Origin of the sequence: Paenibacillus radicis (ex Xue et al. 2023), from assembly GCF_024722015.1 — a bacterium.
Lineage (GTDB): Bacteria > Bacillota > Bacilli > Paenibacillales > NBRC-103111 > Paenibacillus_S.
Genome location: NZ_JANQBD010000002.1, coordinates 358,107 through 377,611 on the forward strand (window position 1 = coordinate 358,107; position 19,505 = coordinate 377,611).

Annotated in this window: 20 protein-coding genes; 7 read left to right on the forward strand and 13 right to left on the reverse strand. The window is 43.3% G+C overall.

The window, feature by feature from the left end; genetic code table 11:
- Positions 1 to 131: 131 nt before the first annotated feature.
- Positions 132 to 536 (forward strand): GerW family sporulation protein, encoded by a 405-nt coding sequence (gene ytfJ / locus NV381_RS04225; protein ID WP_258212022.1) that lies wholly within the window; start codon positions 132 to 134, stop codon positions 534 to 536.
- On the opposite strand, the gene ppk1 is transcribed toward ytfJ, so the two are convergent.
- The 3 genes from ppk1 to NV381_RS04240 form a co-directional block, all read right to left on the reverse strand.
- Positions 530 to 2,698, reverse strand: coding sequence for a polyphosphate kinase 1 (gene ppk1 / locus NV381_RS04230; protein ID WP_258212023.1), 2,169 nt, complete (start codon positions 2,696 to 2,698; stop codon positions 530 to 532). The two genes, ytfJ and ppk1, sit on opposite strands and share 7 nt — an antisense overlap.
- A gap of 229 nt (positions 2,699 to 2,927) precedes the next feature.
- Positions 2,928 to 3,389 (reverse strand): hypothetical protein, encoded by a 462-nt coding sequence (locus NV381_RS04235; RefSeq protein WP_258212024.1) that lies wholly within the window; start codon positions 3,387 to 3,389, stop codon positions 2,928 to 2,930.
- Between the two features lie 103 nt (positions 3,390 to 3,492).
- Complete coding sequence (locus tag NV381_RS04240) at positions 3,493 to 3,702, reverse strand: hypothetical protein (protein ID WP_258212025.1); 210 nt, start codon at positions 3,700 to 3,702, stop codon at positions 3,493 to 3,495.
- Positions 3,703 to 3,866: 164 nt separating this feature from the next.
- On the opposite strand from NV381_RS04240, the gene NV381_RS04245 reads away from it, so the two are divergent.
- Genes NV381_RS04245 through NV381_RS04260 form a run of 4 tightly spaced genes read left to right on the forward strand, consistent with a single transcriptional unit; the run spans position 3,867 to position 9,515 of the window.
- Positions 3,867 to 8,555, forward strand: coding sequence for a cation-translocating P-type ATPase (locus tag NV381_RS04245; RefSeq protein ID WP_258212026.1), 4,689 nt, complete (start codon positions 3,867 to 3,869; stop codon positions 8,553 to 8,555).
- 39 nt (positions 8,556 to 8,594) lie between these two features.
- On the forward strand, positions 8,595 to 8,858 hold the full coding sequence (locus tag NV381_RS04250; protein ID WP_258212027.1) for a DUF5132 domain-containing protein: 264 nt from the start codon (positions 8,595 to 8,597) through the stop codon (positions 8,856 to 8,858).
- A gap of 13 nt (positions 8,859 to 8,871) precedes the next feature.
- Positions 8,872 to 9,099 carry a hypothetical protein gene (locus NV381_RS04255; protein ID WP_258212028.1) on the forward strand — a complete coding sequence of 76 codons (228 nt, stop codon included), beginning with the start codon at positions 8,872 to 8,874 and terminating at the stop codon, positions 9,097 to 9,099.
- 38 nt (positions 9,100 to 9,137) lie between these two features.
- Positions 9,138 to 9,515, forward strand: a complete 378-nt coding sequence (locus NV381_RS04260) for a hypothetical protein (protein WP_258212029.1) — start codon at positions 9,138 to 9,140, stop codon at positions 9,513 to 9,515.
- 42 nt (positions 9,516 to 9,557) lie between these two features.
- Here the strand turns inward: NV381_RS04260 and NV381_RS04265 are convergent, their stop codons facing one another.
- Genes NV381_RS04265 through NV381_RS04275 form a run of 3 tightly spaced genes read right to left on the reverse strand, consistent with a single transcriptional unit; the run spans position 9,558 to position 11,545 of the window.
- Positions 9,558 to 10,457, reverse strand: a complete 900-nt coding sequence (locus tag NV381_RS04265; RefSeq protein WP_258212030.1) for a DNA-3-methyladenine glycosylase family protein — start codon at positions 10,455 to 10,457, stop codon at positions 9,558 to 9,560.
- On the reverse strand, positions 10,438 to 10,974 hold the full coding sequence (locus NV381_RS04270) for a methylated-DNA--[protein]-cysteine S-methyltransferase (protein ID WP_258212031.1): 537 nt from the start codon (positions 10,972 to 10,974) through the stop codon (positions 10,438 to 10,440). Before NV381_RS04270 ends, NV381_RS04265 begins: the two co-directional genes overlap by 20 nt.
- The gene (locus NV381_RS04275; protein WP_258212032.1) at positions 10,964 to 11,545 is read right to left on the reverse strand and encodes a bifunctional transcriptional activator/DNA repair enzyme AdaA; all 582 of its coding nucleotides are present in this window, start codon (positions 11,543 to 11,545) and stop codon (positions 10,964 to 10,966) included. Before NV381_RS04275 ends, NV381_RS04270 begins: the two co-directional genes overlap by 11 nt.
- A gap of 194 nt (positions 11,546 to 11,739) precedes the next feature.
- Here NV381_RS04275 and NV381_RS04280 point away from each other — a divergent pair, with 194 nt between their 5' ends.
- Positions 11,740 to 12,066 (forward strand): YnfA family protein, encoded by a 327-nt coding sequence (locus tag NV381_RS04280; RefSeq protein ID WP_258212033.1) that lies wholly within the window; start codon positions 11,740 to 11,742, stop codon positions 12,064 to 12,066.
- Positions 12,067 to 12,153: 87 nt separating this feature from the next.
- Positions 12,154 to 13,026 carry an AraC family transcriptional regulator gene (locus tag NV381_RS04285; protein ID WP_258212034.1) on the forward strand — a complete coding sequence of 291 codons (873 nt, stop codon included), beginning with the start codon at positions 12,154 to 12,156 and terminating at the stop codon, positions 13,024 to 13,026.
- A gap of 755 nt (positions 13,027 to 13,781) precedes the next feature.
- On the opposite strand, the gene NV381_RS04290 is transcribed toward NV381_RS04285, so the two are convergent.
- The 7 genes from NV381_RS04290 to NV381_RS04320 form a co-directional block, all read right to left on the reverse strand.
- Positions 13,782 to 14,357 carry a MepB family protein gene (locus tag NV381_RS04290; protein WP_258212035.1) on the reverse strand — a complete coding sequence of 192 codons (576 nt, stop codon included), beginning with the start codon at positions 14,355 to 14,357 and terminating at the stop codon, positions 13,782 to 13,784.
- A gap of 40 nt (positions 14,358 to 14,397) precedes the next feature.
- On the reverse strand, positions 14,398 to 15,312 hold the full coding sequence (locus NV381_RS04295; RefSeq protein ID WP_258212036.1) for a phosphotriesterase family protein: 915 nt from the start codon (positions 15,310 to 15,312) through the stop codon (positions 14,398 to 14,400).
- The gene (locus tag NV381_RS04300; protein WP_258212037.1) at positions 15,309 to 16,229 is read right to left on the reverse strand and encodes an NAD-dependent epimerase/dehydratase family protein; all 921 of its coding nucleotides are present in this window, start codon (positions 16,227 to 16,229) and stop codon (positions 15,309 to 15,311) included. Before NV381_RS04300 ends, NV381_RS04295 begins: the two co-directional genes overlap by 4 nt.
- Positions 16,230 to 16,466: 237 nt before the next feature.
- Positions 16,467 to 16,889: a VOC family protein gene (locus NV381_RS04305; RefSeq protein WP_258212038.1), complete on the reverse strand. Its 423-nt coding sequence runs from the start codon at positions 16,887 to 16,889 to the stop codon at positions 16,467 to 16,469.
- Between the two features lie 53 nt (positions 16,890 to 16,942).
- Positions 16,943 to 17,830 (reverse strand): helix-turn-helix domain-containing protein, encoded by an 888-nt coding sequence (locus NV381_RS04310; protein WP_258212039.1) that lies wholly within the window; start codon positions 17,828 to 17,830, stop codon positions 16,943 to 16,945.
- Between the two features lie 221 nt (positions 17,831 to 18,051).
- The gene (locus NV381_RS04315; protein ID WP_258212040.1) at positions 18,052 to 18,528 is read right to left on the reverse strand and encodes a cyclase family protein; all 477 of its coding nucleotides are present in this window, start codon (positions 18,526 to 18,528) and stop codon (positions 18,052 to 18,054) included.
- 34 nt (positions 18,529 to 18,562) lie between these two features.
- Positions 18,563 to 19,453 (reverse strand): LysR family transcriptional regulator, encoded by an 891-nt coding sequence (locus NV381_RS04320; RefSeq protein WP_258212041.1) that lies wholly within the window; start codon positions 19,451 to 19,453, stop codon positions 18,563 to 18,565.
- Between the last annotated feature and the right edge of the window lie 52 nt (positions 19,454 to 19,505).

The following is a 19,505-nucleotide window of genomic DNA, read 5'->3' on the forward strand; positions in this document are numbered from 1 at the left end:
ATATTAATTTATTATTAAGATTCACAATTGGGATAGTTGATTTCAAGCAACCTTTTTTAGTAAACCGTTTATTCTATTTCAATCATGACCACAATGAAGGAAGAAAACTATTATAACGGAAGGTGAATCTAATGATAGAGCACCCCTTACAATCCTTCGTCAAAACAGCCATGGAAAATTTAAAAGATATGGTGAATGTGAATACGACTATTGGTGAACCGGTTGTAGCACCTGATGGCACCTTTATCCTACCGGTTTGCAAAATAAGCTACGGCTTTGCTGCGGGGGGAAGTGACCTGGGTAAGTATGGCCAAGAGCCTTCCATACCTATGCTGCCATTTGGCGGTGGTACGGGCGGAGGCGTATCCGTAACACCGCTAGCTTTTCTAATAATAGGGAAAACGGGTGTTCAAACGATATCTCTTGAAGATTCTGCCAATGTGTATCAAAAAATCCTGGATATGACGCCCCAGCTCTTGGATAAATTACAGGTCTTACTCCAGCAATACCAAACGGGATCGGGAAACGTTCAGTGAACTATGCCAGATTCGTTAGGGTATTGCTCTAATTGATGTTCCGCGGCAAGCAAGGGGGCTAAATTGTCGTTCTGAACATGTAATGGACTATTTTTTTCAATTACAATCTCTCTGGCTTCATACTGACTGCGGCAAGCCGGCTGTTCATTTTCCACTCTTATGTATTGCCCATCGGGAAGCAGCTGCCGGGCCTTTACATTATCTTCAAGCAGCAGAGTTAAATATTGAATGATGTTGGATCTATGAGATTCATTTAATATAGGACACATTAATTCAATGCGTTTATCCATATTTCTAGTCATCCAGTCCGCACTGGATAACCATACTTGTGGAGTACCTTCATTTTCAAAATAAAAAATCCGGGAATGCTCCAAAAATCGGTCTACAATGCTGCGAACCGTAATATTGTCACTCAAACCGGGTACTCCCGGACGTAAGCAGCATATGCCGCGAACAATCAGATCAATACGAACGCCTGCCTGTGAAGCCACATATAGTTCATCCACCAATTCTTTATTTGACAAAGCATTCATCTTGGCAATGATTCTGGCAGGTTTCCCTAATGCAGCAATCTCTGATTCGCGTTGAATGTAGCTGAACAACCCCTGTTTTAGATGGGTAGGAGCCACTTTAAGCAAATGCCAATGACTGGGGGCAGAAAAGCCCGTTATTTGATTGAATAGATTGGAGACATCTTCCCCAATATTCGGGTCTGCTGAGAACAGACCTATATCTGTAAATATTTGAGCTGATATTTCATTGTAATTTCCGGTAGCGACATGAATATAACGTCGAAGTATATCCGCCTCCCTACGTACAACCAGGATCATTTTGGCATGAATTTTCAACCCCGCCAGTCCATACACGACATGACATCCAGCCTTCTCCAATTCCTTCGCCCACTCAATATTTCTTGCTTCATCAAAACGGGCTTTCAGTTCAACTACAACTGTAACCTGTTTTCCTGCTTCGGCAGCACGACTAAGAGACTGAATAATTCGGGAATTGCCGTTTACGCGATATAGGGTCATTTTAATAGCCATAACTGAAGGATCCATAGCAGACTGCTGAATAAAATAATTGACAACGTCAAACGGCTCATAGGGATGAAATAACATAACATCCTTATTGCGCAATATTGAAAAAAAATCGTCCGAATACGTAAGTTCCCGAGGATTTACAGGTTCAAGCTTCGGATATTTAAGATGCTCGAAGCCTTGCATGGAAAGTGAAAAAGTCATTAAATAACTCAAATCAATAGGTCCGTCATTCATTATTAATATATGTTCATCAAGTTCTAGTTCTCTTTTTAGCAGCTCCAATGCAAACGGATCAAACCCCTTCTCTATCTCCAAGCGAATCGGTGCCCCCCATTTTCTGGATAGCAGCACCTTCTCCACTTCATCAAGCAAATCTTCTGCCTCCTCCTCGTTTAAATCAAAATCAGCATTGCGGGTTAAACGGAAGGTATGAAAGGAAATTGGCGAATACGTGGTAAACAAAGTGTGGATATACTCTTTTATTAAATTTTCAAGCAAAATGTACTGCCGCTGCTCGGTGTTCATTAATGGCGAAACCTCAATATAACGAGGTAAATTGGACGGAATTTCAACCAAGGCAACATGAGCTTCGTTATCCGATTGTTCAGACGAGTGCTTCAGAACAATAGCCAAATACACACTTTTAGTGCGAAGTAAAGGAAAAGGACGGCTTTTGTCAATTGCCAAAGGTGTCAACACAGGAAATATATTTTGAAAATAATAGGCTTCTAAAGTCTTTTTCTGACCAGCATCTAATTGCTCAAAAGATGTGAAAGCAATACCTTCCTTTTCAAGAAGCCAAGTTATCCGTTCATTTATTTGATACTGATCCGCTACTAATTGCTCTATCATTACTATTAGTTGCTCAAGCAGTTGTTGAGGTGTATGGCCTGTGAAATCCGCATCACTGCTTCCCGTTCTAATTTTATCCATAACTCCTGCAGCCCTAACGCTCACAAACTCATCCAGATTGGTAGACACAATAGATATAAATTTGATCCGTTCCAACAGCGGAGTGTTCTCGTCTTGAGCTTCTTGAAGGACGCGCCTGTTAAATTGAAGCCAGCTTATTTCACGGTTTATATAGTTCAAGTCAGTATTACCTTCTGCAACAAATTTCATGGCGCGCCCCCACCTGCTTCATTATTTTTTTCTAAACAATAATGTTCCTAATTTTTGAAACAACTGCCATGTGGCACTGGAACGAAACGTAATAGTGCTAGGGCTATTTTCTTTTTCATTATTTTGCATGCTGTATCTTCCTTTCACTGTAAAGATGGAGAAAAACCCGCTAAAAGCTAGCGAGTAGATGTTGCCAATAAATTGTATAAAATCCTGTAAATAATCCTTATTACGTTGCCGATGGTGTTGCATGATGAACAGAATCCGTTACTGACTTCGTTACAGACTGAGCTGCATTTGCCACAGACTCTGTAACTGAGTGAGTTGCGTTTGCCATAGATTCGGTCACGGACTCCGTCACATTAGCCACACACTGCTTTACGTCACTTACCAAACGGTTGTTAACAAGAGCATTGCCTGCTTGTATTCCAACCGTGTGACCCAATTTATTTCCCAAAAGCCCTCCAACAACGGATCCTATGACTGTTCCTACTCCCGGTAATAATGTGGTTCCAAGTACAGCTCCATATTCAATACCTGCCATTACACCTATAGCACCTGATACATTCCCCGTCGTTTGGACAGTAAATTCTTTTTTATCCATTTCTCCCTTACTTAAGCTCAATGTATCTTTGATCTGGGTTATTCCTCCGGCTATAAGACCGCCCCATAAAGAACCACCTTGCAGCATATTAATCTCTCCTTGGTCATTTTATAATGTTCTACAAATTGAATTGTTCCCTATTGTAATTTCAAAAAATCGTCATTAAGCATTTTGCACACATTTCCCAGTATCACCCCAGCATCGGATGTTCTGTGTTCTTCTCGTCATCTGTCGATTCTGAATTAAGTTCTGATGTCCTTGTCTTTATTTGATCTGCAACATCGAGTAACATTTCTGTTCCTTTAACAGCAAATCGGCGTACTGCCTTTCTGGCTTCCGGAGATACAGCAAGAACAACAGCTGCAGCTGCAAAAATAATGCCGATCGGTGATTTAATCATAGCTACCTCCCTAAAAAGATTATTAATGAAATAATTCCATAATTTGAATTTTTTTATACTTGACTACAAAATTCGCAATTAATAAATATGCATATTTCAGTAACCATTGTGAATAATACCAAATACATTTTTATGACTTTAACATGGGGTAAGGAGATTAAAGGATGACAGCATCTCTATACAAAAACAGATTTCTCCGCGTCTTGCCAGGAAGAATACGCATGGAAATCTGCGGTCTGCAGGGCAACAAGCATGTTGCTAAGCTTCTAATTGTAAGCTTGTCTGCTTGCAAGGCAGTTCACAAAGTGGAGCCCTGTCTAATTACAGGCAGATTACTGCTTCTTTATGATCAAAATCAGATTACAGAACTTCATATTTTCGAGTTAATCCAGAATATTGAAGAACAAATCTGTTTACTAAACCCATCAAAACAACCTGATGCGCTGTCTGCCGTAACCGAATTAGAGGAAGTTAAGCTGGAAGTTGCAGCCGCGGCCATTGTTGACGCTAAATCTGAGCTCCCTTATAACATGCGGGTTGTTCCTAATATTCTCAATCCAGGTACAGCCGAGCCTAAGGAAAAAGTACCGATTTCACTGGCTTTGTCCATGGGTGGTTTAGCTTTTCTGGGAATCAAGCAGCTGATAATGGGACGTTCCGCATTAGCGCGAAGTCCGGCTCCCTTCTATTTATCGGCGTTCGTCTCTGTAATAACCGGTTATCCCTTTCTAAGAAGGGGGATTCAAACCTATTCGAATAACAAAAAAATAAACTCGGATCTCCTTCTAGGAACAAGCGCACTTGCCCTGGCATTAATGCGCGAAAATCTGGTTGTGCTTGCCGGTCTCAGCATTTTGCAATATGTTAATTGGAAGCGAAGTCACACTGTATTAAACGGTAATCAAGAGGTTTCTTTATCTCCGGAGATTCGAAGATATAGTGAAAAGGCAGGTAAGCTTGGGATTATAGCCTCAGCAATTACTTGGGCTGTTACCCGAAATCCATTGCGTGCAATCGCCGTTCTATTGGCAGCCAATCCGCGACCGATGACCGTACCTGCACAGTATGCATGGAATCAGGCTGAGCTTGTATCTTCTGAGAGAAAATACATTGTGCCTGAAAAAGGGTCTTTAGCTCAGCTTGCTCGGACGAAAACTATGTTATTTGAAGATTCTTCACTCCTGTTTAATAGCCAGGAAATTGAAGAAATTCAATGCATTACAGAAAAGGAAGAAGAGGCGGACAAAATTGTCTGTTTGGCAGCTTCCTTAATGGAAAAGAGTAACCACCCATGGAAAGAAGATATTCGCCTCAAAGCGAAACAAACATGTCGAACCATCCGTACCGCTTTTCACCTGGAAGAAGAAGAGCAAGGATTACAAGGAAAAGTTAATGATAGCCGGATATTCATCGGCAGCTGTAAATACTTGCAGGATCACGGAATCGATTGCCACTCCTATGAGCTTAAAGCTAAAAGACTTGCAAGAAATGGATATGAGGTTCTTTTTGCAGGCAAACAAGGAACGATCAGAGGCCAATGTCTTGGGATCATAGTCAGGCATCAACAATCAACAATTAACGAGTACGGCTCTGCCGCAGCAGCTTTTATCGAAAAAGGCTGGCAGCTCGGGCTACTACATAATAGTTTGAATATTAGCGATGCCGCGATTTCTCAATTTCACATGGATACAAGCTGGTCATCTTTAGAACAAGGTGAGGTTATCGAACGGATCGCCGTTCTCCAGCAGCATGGAGAAGAAGTTTTATTTGTGGCCGATCAAGAGCATAATCCGATGAATCAGTTTTATAAAGAAGCCGGAGTACCCTCGATTGCGGTGCACGAACTAACACGTATCCAAGATAGCGCCCTGTTCGCTGAGAAAATGTATCACACCGTAAACCAACATGTTCAAATCACTAAAAAATGGAATATTTTTGGGTCCGTTTTAGCAACATTAGGGATGATTAGCGCACCTGTCGTCAATTTGGCCGGGGATGCACTATCGCTTGTATTTATGTCCAGAACCAAAAAAATTAGTGAAGCTTTAACACCTATTTCCGTGATGACGCATGAGGCTGAGATTGCAGCCGCTGCCGAAGCATTAGTATGGCATGCCCTTCCCAGTGATCAGGTTATTAAGAGGCTTCAAGCCAATCAGCAGGATGGACTAGCAGCGGATCAGGTCCTCTTCCTACAAAACCAGTATGGGTTGAATCGACTTGACAGCAGAAAACCGACACCCTGGATCATATCCTATATGGGACAATTCAAGGAATTTACAACCCTGATACTCCTAGGAACAACCGCATTGGCTCTATTAACGGGTGGTTTATTCGATGGAATTGCTATGGGTGCTATTCTGCTCGCCAATGCTGCAATTGGAACGATCCAAGAACGTAAAGCTGAGAAAGTTGTGCAAATGCTTAACCAATTTCAGCCTCCCATGAGTAAGTGCATTAGAGATGGACAACAAATGGAGCTAAGTGCTGCGGAATTAGTACCGGGAGATCTTATTTGTCTGGAGGCGGGAGACCGTATTCCGGCAGATATCCGATTAATAAGTTCTTGGAATTTACGTGTCAACGAGGCCACCTTAACCGGAGAATCTCTTCCCATCGAAAAGAATGATTCCTCACTGAAAGAGGATTGTCCTCTGACCGAACGCACCAATATGCTTTTTATGGGTACCGATGTATGCGGAGGTAAAGGTAAAGGGATTGTGGTACATACGGGGATGAATACCGAAATGGGCCATTTAATGTCCCTTTTGAAGCAGCAAGAAAAAGATGTTACCCCCTTGCAGGAAAAGGTAACGTCCATAAGCAAAAAATTTGTAAAAGGTGCTCTTGTAGCTGGAGGATTAGTTTTCGTAGTAGGCATGCTGCGCGGCATCCCTATACCACAAATGATTTCGACTTCCATAACTTTGGCGGCTTCTGCCATACCGGAAGGACTTCCAGTAACTATAACCATTGCCTTAAGTGCAGGTATATTCCGAATGGCCAAGAAAAATGCTCTGATACGCAAGCTCTCTTCCTTGGAAACATTAGGGAGAACGACCATCATTTGCACGGATAAGACGGGCACTTTAACCAAAAATGAAATGACCGTAAAAGCACTTTCCACAGTAGATCGTATGTGGACCGTTACTGGCAACGGTTATGAACCATTGGGAACATTACATGAATTGACACCAGAGATTGCTGCCTCAGCCGCGGCACAAATAGAAACTAAGAATGCTGGCGGAGGCTCCCTGAACCATCCGGATTTGAAAAGATTGCTGCAGATCTGTGTACTATGCAATAACAGCAAGCTAGAACAACAGGAAGGACAATGGATCACCAAGGGTGACCCAACCGAAGGTGCGCTTCTAACGTTAGCAGCCAAAAACGGGATGTGGCTTAAGGATATGGCTCATTGGCATCGAGGACTTGAAATACCATTCGATTCCAATACTGCAAAAATGAGCGTGGTTTGCAAGGATCTTAAGACGGAGCAGGAATGCTACCTCTTTTCCAAGGGAGCCGTTGAAACTATTCTTCGCCGTTGCAATCGATACCAGAGTAACGGGGAGATCTTGCCTCTTTCCGAAGAACAGAAACAGCAAGTTTTGCAGCAGAATGAGAAATTTTCAGCTGATGCGCTGCGCGTTCTTGCTTTCGCCTACCGCCCTATTGATGGGAACGTTGAGCACCAATCTATCGATGACGAACAAGAGCTCATTTATGTAGGTATCGCCGGAATGATTGATCCTCCCAGATCGGAAGTTGAACAAAATATCCGGGAGGCTTTTGCATTAGGGGTAATACCCGTAATGATTACCGGTGATCATCCTATTACTGCTCTTGCCATTGCGAAACAGCTCGGAATTTACAATGGCACGCAAAAGATAGTATCCGGCTACGAGCTCGATAGATGGACCGATGAAGAGTTGAATGAAATTGTAGATGAAGTATCCATCTTTGCGAGGGTAACACCGGAACATAAGCTTCGAATTGTAACGGCTTTTCAAAAACGGGGACATATCGTAGCTATGACTGGTGATGGAGTCAACGATACCCCTGCCATCAAACAAGCCAATGTAGGAATCGCTATGGGCCGAACGGGGACAGAAGTAACGAAGGAAACGGCCGATATGGTACTAACAGAAGATCATTTTGGCACGATTGTCGATGGGGTTAAAGAAGGTCGAACGATAATCGGCAATATCCGCAAGGCTCTCGGCTGTTTATTAACCGGCAATTTGGCCGAAATTATCGTAACGAGTGCCGCTGTGATGGTCGGATTACCTATTCCATTGGTCCCCATACAAATTCTTTTAATGAATTTATTAACCGATGCATTACCAGCGATGGTTTTGGCCGTCAACCCTGGCAATAAAACGAAGCAAACGAAACGGACAGATATCGTGGATAAGGAGCTGTACCAGAAGGTAATTACAAAGGGAGTTCTGTTGGGATTAGGATCACTAGGTTTATTTGCTGCAAGTCTTGCTGCTGGAATCCCTATGCCCGTAGCCCAAAGCATTGCATTTGCAACATTGGTTGCAGGACAGCTGATCCAAACCTTTTCTTGGCGGCAAGAAGGCTCCGAGGAAACCGTACGGGATTGGACTAAGGACCGGTTTTTACTTGGCGCTCTATGTATTTCCTGGTTAGCTTTAATAGGGGCCTTGTACTTTCCACCGTTAGCTGTCTTTTTCCATACCGCTCCTCTGCCGTTAAAATATTGGATTCCAATACTCGGGGTAGCCGGATCGATATCGATCTTATCCAAACCGATTCTAGCCCTGATTTCAAAAAAGCAGGAATTGAAAGCTTTCCATGCAAGCCATACCTTTACTGCGGCGTAAATGCCGCAGTAACCCCATTGTACAAGTAGGAGGTACATAATGCTTCGAAAGAATTTAGACAAAATTATTATTGGATCTGCACTTGCGATAGCGGCCTCCGCTTTACTTCCAATAGCCAAATCCACCCTTCGCCCTATCGCCAAAACAGGAATGCAAGGCGGTGCCAACTTGTTCAATCGTGGCAGATCCTTTATCCAGATAGCGCGGCAAGAAGTGGAGGATATTATTGCCGAAGCCCAGTTTGAAAGGATGAAAAAGCAGCTGGACAAAGAAATTGCATTACTTGATGATGACGAAAAGTGAGGAGACATTATTTATGACGGAACAACAAAATATAGATATTCATTTACAGGAAGCTTTATCCCATCTGGAATTAGCAATAAACCAAAGCGTAAAATGTGTTCTTGAGAATGATAACTCGAAAAAAGAAATCGGTTTGAAGTGGGAAAGATTTCTTGGAGAATTTATGGGTCAAGTTCGAGATAAAGGAAAAAAATCCAGATTAAATTTATTGAGCTGGATTACTTTTCCTCGAGTACGTTAAAGGACATATTGGAGCTGGATCGAAAAGGAGATATTATTATGCCAGATGGATTGCGGGCTAATTCAAAGAAACCGGCAGTTGTAGCATTTGCCCAAATTCTGCTTTATTTTGCTGCGGTTATGAACCTAGTTAATGGCATCTACTCGTTTGGTAATGAAGAAGTCTTAAAGAAAGCACTAGCCGTTGCAATGATTATTTTTGGAGCGGCTGCAATTTGGGCAGCAACCCGCTTAGCACATCCTGCCGTGTCCGGACGCAAGACTGCCATTGGTCTCTCTTGGGTTCTTATCGCATTAAGATTAATCGAGTTCGCCGTTTGGCATAACCTTGGATTTTTACTCGGCCTCATCCTGCCCCTAATCGTTTTGTGGAGACTTAACAGCGATGAAGCAAAAGCCTGGTATGGCCAGAACTGATTATTACGGTCATAAATGTGAATCTTTTTTTGCATAAGTCAGCTAATATAATGTTCTCCATAAATAAAAAGTAACATAAGACTCCCATCCGGGCCACTGCTCGAATAATGCACGTAGTTCAGATGGAGTTGGCTTTTGGTTCAGCCCCAACATTTTCTTTACAGCATTTTGCAGCCCCACATCACCAATAGGGAGAGCTGTTTGATCACCCAAGCATCTCATTCTCACATACTGGGCTGTCCATGGGCCGATTCCCCGTATTTTCGTGAGTTCTTTATCAATGGATTCAGAATCGCTTAGCTTGAGCAGCCTCTCCCTACTTAATTCTCCGCTAGTCATGCGCGATGCTACATCCAATATAGTCATCGCTTTGTTTCTTGTGAGCTGGAGGCTGAGCAACGATTCTATAGAAACGCTGGCAAACTGCTCAGGCGAGGGGAACATTCTATAGACAACACCCTCCCATTCAGCAGCATCCCCATAGTGCTCTGTCAACCGTTGTTTGAGCTTATAGGCAAAAGTAAGATTCACTTGTTGACCGACAATTGCCCAGCAGAGCGCTTCAAAAAGATCTGGAATGCCGACTATACGCAGCCCCGAGAAGCTTTCTATCAGCTGACCTAACAGCGGATCTCCCTCGGACATCTGAATGAAAGGCTCCAAGTCTCGATCCAAATCAAACCAATTTCTGATATACCTTGTTAACTCCTCCAACTCCTCCTTAGCAAGAGAAACCCCTTGCAGCAATTGAACCTGCATCATCCTGCCATGGGGACAGGTCACCCTAATTAATCGCTTGGCAACCCCCACCTTCACTAGACGATTGACCCCCAGTGTATCTGTCGTATACAAACATTCGAATGGAGAACGAGCCATGTAATTCAAGCATAACTGGAAGTCAAACGGATGCGGCAGCGGCAGCTCAAAACCGGAATCTTTCATGTCCAGCGGCCTCCTTATCTGTTACCCCCTCCAATGAAAGGAGGTCTTTCTTCATTTGGAGCCCCCCTCTAAACCCGGTTAACGTACCATTAGAACCAACGACCCGATGACAAGGTAAAACAATTGGCAGCGGATTGCGCCCAATCGCTGTGCCTACCGCACGTATCGCAGACGGTTTTCCAATTGTGCATGCAAGCTGCTTATATGTCCAGGTTTCACCAATAGGGATTTGTCTCAAGGCCATCCATACGCATTGTTGAAACGCTGTTCCTGCTAAGTCCATCGGCACCTTATCGAAGCTGACGGGAATTCCGGCAAAATATTGCTCCAACAGATCAATGATGCCGAATTCAACGAACAGACTGCGATTTTCATCTTGAGCGATATTTGGATCCAAACCGGCTAACAATGCGAGATGCGGAGGATATATCAACTGACTAATTCCGTTCTCGCTGGCTATAAGTGTCCATGGCTGGTTAAAGCCTATTATCGTTTGTCGATATAATTTACTGCTCATCTAAGGAATCCCCTTCTCTTTGTCCATTCCGATACGCTGTAGGAGAAACTCCCGTTCTCCGATAAAACCAAGACGTGAAATGGGATGGACTGCCGTAGCCTACAGCTGTTCCAATCTCCGAAATGGTAATGTTAGATTCTAATAACAGCCTCTGCGCATGAGTTAAACGAACACGCTCGGTTTTTTCTGCAGGTGAGTATCCTCTCACTTGCTTGTAGGTTCGCTGCAAATGATAGGGACTTACAGCAAGTGAAGCAGCCAACTGTGGTAAAGTCAGTTTGTCTTTATATTGCGTCTCAATGATGGCATCCACCTGCATGGCCAAAGCCGCATCCGGTCGAAGTGCTCCGTTCTCATCAGGCTTACACCGTTTGCAAGGCCGAAAGCCAGCATGAAGTGCATCCTCCAGCGAGGGATAGAACGTCACATTCATTGCAAGTGGGATTTTGGCGCGGCAAGTGGGGCGGCATACGATCTTCGTTGTCCTTACCCCCGTATAATATACACCCTCATAGGTCGACTCTCGGTTAACTACAGCTTCGTAAACAAGATCAAATAATTTTTGATCCACATCATTCACCTCATATACACAGTATAAGGCAATCTTTATTCCAGTAGTAGTGCACCAGAATAGGATAGCAACATTTCGACAGTGGGTAGCTCAGTTATTAACTTCATTTGCTCCACTCACTTCCAGGTACTATAATTTAGTAGGTAAATCAATGCCTGATCTTGGCAATTGTTCTTAGAAAGGGGATTCCTTTAATGTTGTTAGCTATATTAATTTTCATAGCTGCCGGGCTTGCTGAAATCGGCGGAGGCTATATGGTATGGCTCTGGATCCGAGAGTCTAAGCCTCATTGGTACGGTGTTGTCGGAAGTTTAATCCTTGTTTTGTATGGCATTATTCCAACATTACAGAGCTTCCCTACGTTTGGACGCGTATATGCAGCCTATGGCGGAGTTTTTGTTGTGCTCGCTGTGTTATGGGGTTGGTTTGTCGATAAGAAAACACCTGACATGTACGATTGGATAGGTGCTGCTGTTTGCGTTTTAGGAGTCTCCATAATGCTTTGGGCTCCAAGAAGCTAACTTATCCATCACCTACATTATTGTGCACAAGATGTCGGATGCATACATTCAGCTTCTGCTATTCTGTTGATAAAGGAGGTCATATTAGTGGATATGCTTAAACATATGAATGGAGCAATAAAGTATATGGAGGAAAATCTTACTTGCGATATTGATTATAAAGAAGCGGCGAGGCTGGCTTTTTGCTCCGAATATCATTTTAAAAGGATGTTTTCCTTCCTTGCGGGTATTACACTTTCGGAATATATCCGCCGCAGACGACTTACTCTTGCAGCCTTTGAGCTCAAAGACAGCAACGTAAAGGTCATTGATATTGCTTTGAAATACGGATACAATTCACCCGATTCTTTTACAAGAGCCTTTCAAAATATGCATGGCTTAACTCCTTCAGAAGCCAGAAATAATGGCCATTCACTGAAAGCTTATCCTCAAATGACCTTCCAGTTATCAATTAGAGGAGGAATGGAAATGAATTATCGTATTGAAGAAAAAGAGGCTTTTCGAATTGTAGGCATTATGAAAAGAGTTCCTATCATTTTTAACGGAGTTAACCCGGCGATTGCCTCCATGTGGGAAAGTTTAGATGTTGAAACGATTCATAAACTTAAATCACTTTCAAATGTCAAACCCGTGGGACTGCTAAGTGCCTCCACGAACTTTTCTGAAGGCAGAATGGAGGAAAAAGGGGAGCTTGATCACTTTATTGGTGTGGCAACAACTTTGGAATGTCCAGCTAACCTAACCCAACTTGAAGTTTCTGCCTCAACATGGGCTGTATTCGAAGCAGTCGGCCCATTTCCTGATACATTACAAAACGTATGGGGACGCATCTATTCCGAATGGTTTCCATCCTCTAACTATGAGCAAATTGAAGGTCCTGAAATACTGTGGAATAAAGATAAGGATGTAACATCGCCTACTTTCCAAAGCGAAATATGGATACCCATTTCGAAATTGTAAATCTGATCCAACAACACTCATGTTTATAATATAACGGCAGAAAGAGGAGGCTGTCCCAAAAGGGTATCAGTGAATGAATCAGTCCCAAACTATGTACAAAGACGCCTCCAAAACCACCATGAAAGTGGAAATGGAAGCGTTTTTTTGTAGGGAAATTCCCATCAGAGTGGGGGTTCGAAAATCGAAAAATGAGTCCGGCCGCTTTTTGGATGTTACTTAAGTGATGGGGCGGCTGCTTTCAAGCTAGAGGAGACCAGGATTTGTCAGGAGGCTGCGGAAGGAAAGAAAATAGATGGAAATTATAACGCTAATCTAGCGTGGATATCGCCTGAAATCAATCTAACTGGAAAAACTAACTCTAATATAGGTGAAATGGTGGATATCAGCCAAAATACGTAGAATTAGCATGAGGAATTCCAGCTATAAGGCTTGGAACGCTATTTTCGGAGTAACTAACTTGACATTTTCCTGATAATTGCACGGAGTGCGCCAGACTGCCATGCAATGCCGTAACCGAACCCCGAGCCACGAACCGGATACCCGCGATGAGTACACGCTGGAAAGCGACCTCATCTTATTCATCACTAAGAATACACAAGAATGTGCAAAAAAGCCTTCAATTATTAAAGTGGAATTGAGGGCTCTTTTGCAACCATCTATTCAGGATAAAATGGTAAAAGGATTGTCTCAAAATGGCTTTTGGGGCAGCCCCCTTAATTTTATTGTGAAGTTTACCTTCCATCATGATGTTTCTGCTAACTTAGCAGGCCATGAAGCATTCGAGCACGAACAACGTTTATTGGTTCATTTATAGGTATATCCAGGAAATATTCCAACTGCCATCTCTGAGTTTTATGAGCCTGGCTGCTTGTTGGTTTATCCCAAGGTGGGTATACACGTATTGCCCGTTTACCCCCCTCACCATTATTTGATACTATATTCTGTTGAAATAAGACGGTTTTCGGAAATACAAATTGACCAAAGTTACTACCTTGGCGTGTACTAATAACGAAAAAATCGACTGGATCTGATCCGTTAAACGGTTGGGTCGATCCATCCCCCACTCTCTGCCATAGTGTCACAAATTGCCCGACCTTAGTTGGAGTAATTTTAGCAGCACGAAATCTAATGGACATACAATTTATATTAAATAAATAAGCCCCATACTCAGCATTTTGTGCTTCCAAGAGTGGTTGAGAGCATTCAAACCCGCATACGTTATAGACAAGCTCCCTGGCGGCAAGCAAATCACTATGAATGGTATCTGAAAAAGTTCGAGAACTTTGATTGTTAGAGCCATCTTCCGTTAAGGGACGGTTGTTCCTAGCCATATACTTAAATCTCCTGTTTCCATATGAGTTGGTTGCTTATCTACGAACGGTTGCGCAGAGCGATAGCCGGGTTGTAGGACATTAAACTGTCCAGCACGCTTCGATCAATTCCCCATTCTTCCGCAAATGGAATAAACACCGTGAACAGCTTATGATAAGGCCGAATATCACCGCCTTGCTCTTTTCCAACCGTGTACCAGCCCAGGTCCTGAGACAGCAGCAGCTTCTCTTTCATTCCGCGATCGAGAAAAGCTTGGAGCAGCCTGCAATTATCCTCATTAGGCCAACGCATGATGGAATCAAGCTCAATCCACATCCCCTGCTTGAAAGCCAATTCATGCATGTCCAGATCTTTTTCGTTCTGGGCGTGAACCCAGATGAATCGAGACGGATCAAAGTGGCGCTCTGCCATAATTTCCAGCACATGCATGACCGCGATGCCATCGTTCGTATGGGCTTGGATCGGCAGACCGGTTTCTAGCGATGTGGTCAGTGCGGCACGGACGATCTTCTCCTGTACCGGGTTAAGCCGGCCTTTGTTCAGCGCGATCTTAATAAAGCCCGGCTTGACCCCGCTATCTCCGATTCCATCGTCATATTCGCGAATCCACAGCTTGGCAAGCTCCGTTTCCGGTATTTCGTACACAAATGGCGACAAATATGGAGCTTGATAAAATCCAGTATTCGTGATGATATGCAAGCCCGACTTTTCGGCCAACTCGCGTAATAAATAGGGATCCCTTCCCAAATATTCCGGAGAGCAATCGACAAACGACCTACACCCCACACTCTTAAGCTCCAACAAATAAGGTAAAATATGGTCGACTACTTCCTGGCGATCATAATCATCTCGCGTCAATTTTCCGTCTTCGATAAAGCCAACCAAAATATGCTCATGCGGCAGGGTAACGCCAAGCTCCCTTTCTTCGATCGGACCAAGCACCGTATGTATCATAGTAGTGAGCCTTCCTTTGACAGCATCCAATCGAATGTTTCTTTCAGAGCATCCTCCAGCTTCAACTGCGGCTTATATCCGGTTACTTCAGTTAACCGTGAAGTGTCATAAATGCGATGCCTTGCATGATGGACATCGTTAGGCTTATTTTGCAAAAATGAGTGAAGCAGCACGGAGCTGAATTGCAGCTCTACGTCCAATAGTCCGGCAACGATCTCGTAATATCGCTTTGCCGTTACCGCATCAGGTCCCGCACAATTAAAAATATGTCCGAAGCTCTGCTCCATCCCGGCTATATGTGCGATGCATTGCGCAATTTCGCGAGTCCATACCGGTTGGATAAGCATCAGCCCATCGTTCAGCAGCTTCAGGCCTTCTCCGCTGCGGATTTTGTCCAACAGCCCCGTATCCCGACCGAGCACCTGGTCGCTTCCTAGCTCCTTTCCAGCTCCCAAAATATGAGGCGGCCGAAGAATCGTCACAGGGAAACTCTCTTTCTCCCAGGCCTCCAGAAACAACCGCTCACAATCAAGCTTCCCTACCGCATATGCTGTGTCACGCTGCGTTTCAGCCGACTCTGCTATTGGAAATACCGTCCGCGTAGTGGACGCGTATACATAATCGGTACTGATAAAAACATAATGCCCGCAACATCCGTTCAAGCTGTGTAAGGAGTTCAACGCATCAAGCTCCTTATAGCCGGCGCAATCGACGACAAGGTCGTAATGACGACCCTCCAATGCCGCTTGCAACTCCTCCCGAATGGAACGATCTGCCTGAATAATGGTACCACCCATAGTAACAGGCTTGTTACCTCGGCTAAGCACGTGTGTGTCCCAACCTTCCTCGATCAGTTGTGTAGTTATCGCGCCGCCGAGAAATCCGCTGCCACCTATGATAAGTGCAATTTTCCCCATAATCTATCACCTCTTGGTTATATTATAGAACCATATTCGTTAAAAATCTTACTGGAAGCGATTTCATGAAACCATTATAGCAAAAAGTGGAAAGGTTTTGTTAGGAAAAAACACTTTCACATAAGTTAGTTTAACTTGATATGCCCCTTCTGAAGCATCCTTTTCTCTGCTCTATACGAACAGGCTGCCGATTGAATACTTCGGCAGCCTGTTTATTTCGATAATCGTTACCCTTACTTATTCTGTAATCTCCCACTCTGGATTATAAACTACTTCCCACAAATGACCATCCGGGTCTTGGAAGTAGCCTGAATACCCTCCCCAAAAAGTCTCATGAGCAGGAACTGTAATAATAGCACCGGCCTTCTTCACTTCTTCCATCACCTTATCAACTTCTTCTTGGCTGCTTACATTGTGACCGATACTGAATTCAGTGGGGCTTGCTTCAGTCTGATTGATCTTCGCGTCATAGGCAAGGTTTTTACGACTAAATAGGGCAAGCCTTAAACCCGCTTCCAAGTCGAAGAAGGCAACAGCACCATGCTCAAATTCTTGGCCTATAATCCCTTTTGTCGGGAACCCTAGACCATTGTGATAAAACTCCAAAGATCGCTCCAAGTCATCTACACCCAATGTAATAACTGTAATACGTGGTTTCAAAGTAAATACCTCCCTATTATTGTGTTCTTTAATATCCTAACGGTTTCTAATCGCTAAGGATTGTAGAAATCGGACATGCTTCCAAACTCTCTGAGCGCAGCAAGCGGCGAATCACCGTAGAAGCGTTTGAAATCTCGTATCATATGGGCTTGATCAAAATAACCATGGTCTAACGCAAGGGAAACTCCGTCTATTCTTCGTGAGCTTTGTATGCAGTCTATAATCGCTTGGAACCGTACAACATCACAAAATCTTTTTGGGCTCGTTCCGATCCATTGATAAAATATCCGATTCATATGACGTGCGCTAATTACTTCTTTATCAGCTAATTCCTTTACGCTCGTTTTTCCTTTAGCTACAAAAATGTGATAGAGCAGATTATTTATTAAGCTGTCGTTTATATTGTTTTTAGTCCGCACGCTAGAGAGTAGATATTGCTCCATAATCTGAGCCTTATTCTCGAAAGACGGCTCTTCGAAAATCCGATATCCAATTTCACTTGCGAACCCGGGCCAAACCAAATCTATGTCAAAATGAGAATTAGCCAGCTCATGTAGGGGCATACCTAACAAAAAATGCGCTCCACCTGGAAAAAATCGTACGCCAAACTTTCTCACCGGGAAATTCTTATCGTAAGTAATTGTAAAGGAACTATCAAAAAATCCGCAAAAAACAATCCTGAATGTATTACGCTTGAGGTCATGTACAAATAAAATGTCATTGCAGCCGTCCGGCAATACCCTGTCAACTGTTTCTTCACGTATCACATTGAAGGGTTGGGAAGCATCCTGGCGCTGATTTTCCATCACAGGTTCAGTTAGCCAATAACAGGATACATATGGAGCTAGTAACTGCGAGGGGGAAATTTCCGTATATTTGTACGCTGCAACTCTGCCGCTTGCTTGTTTTGGCCGAAAAAGCGAATGCATCTGTACATGCATGAAGCTCGCCCCCCTTTTGACTGTATGATTCACTCCGACTAATGACTTATTTCAGGCCTTTGGTCTGTTTTGATTTCAGTTTACTGTTACGTGCCCCTTATAAAAGCTATTACAAAGAATGGCTGTAACGTTAATATTACCATCGAGCTTGGCTTAGTGGTATACCCTTTGTGGTCATGCTTTTTCATCAATTAAAAAAACGACCCTAAGGCCGTGTCAGATTATATGGATACTCTTGCCCATGCGCGAATAGGAAATGCGCTCATACCTTGAAGCTTCATAGGGACTGCAGAGAATCGAAACCCTACAGTCGGAAGCTGCTCCAAGTTGCAAATGTTCTCCACGATTAGAATTCCTGCTTCGAGCAGGATCGAATGAACTGGACGCTCGGGATCACCTTCGAGACGGATGACGATGCCATTGAGGTCAGCTATCGAATCAATTGGCAATTCAGCAATATCGGGCATACCGGCAAATCGGTGAGCAGGACTGTCAATAGAAGTTCCAGCGTTAGCCACCATATCAACCCGACCAATGTGAAAGGTAACTCCAGGAGCGTAACACCCTTCAGAATTTTCATGGCTCAAATAATCCGATACCTGTGGTTTCGGAAAGCCAGGGTAAGTCTCCATTCCGTTAACGATCGTGTGGCTGAGGTCTATTACACGTTTATCCATTGCTGACGTATTATCAGGCATAACTAAATCTTCCTTTTTAATAGTTAATTGTAATTTAGTCCAACTGCTGATCTGCAATTGTTTCTCTTAATAAACCTATAAATTTTTGTGCTGCAAAGCCTATATATTTTTCTTTGTGGTAGGCGAGTCCAATCTGCCTGCGAACAGGCGGCTTCTCAAGTTTGATCATTCTAATATTATCATTTGTCCATAAAGTCAAGAGAGTTTTTGACAGGATGGATACTCCGGCTTGGGCTTGAACTAAAGTGAGAATCGATTCCGTTGCATCGGTTTCAATGATGGGATTTATTTGAGCTTCTATAGTTTTAAAAGCGGCATTAATTTGTTGGCGGCACTGATATTTTTCTGGAAATAAGATGAAATGCTGATCCTTCACTTGCTCTAAATCAATGGTTTTCTTTGCAGCCAAAGGATGATTGTTCGAAACGGTTAAATACAAATCTTCCTCGTATAAGAGCTCTGTTGTAATTCTTTCATCATGAATTGGAATAATTGTCAAACCTAAATCAATCTCATTACGAATGATTCCTTCTGTAACATCATCACGGCCAACCACTGCGATTTGAACGTACGGGTAATTCTTATGAAAAGTGAAAAGTACTTTGGAAACCAATTGGTTCAGTTCCCCCGTCAAAACGCCGATTGAAAGCCGGCCACATTTAACTTCCTGCAATTCTTCGATTTCTTCTTGGGCATTTTGCAGGCTATTAAATACTTGGTTACTATGCTTTAGAAGGATTTCTCCCGCTTCCGTAAGTGCAGTCTTCTTTCCGATTCGATCGAATAGCGGCATTCCGATTTCTATTTCTAATGCCTTTATTTGATGACTTAATGTGGGTTGGGTCACCCCTAATTTTTCGGAAGCACGAGTGAAATGCAGCTCCTTGCATACTGCCATAAAGTATTCTAGTTGTCTTAATTCCATATTATATTTGCCCTCCATAAGCCATGACCACTAATAATCAAAATAGAAATGG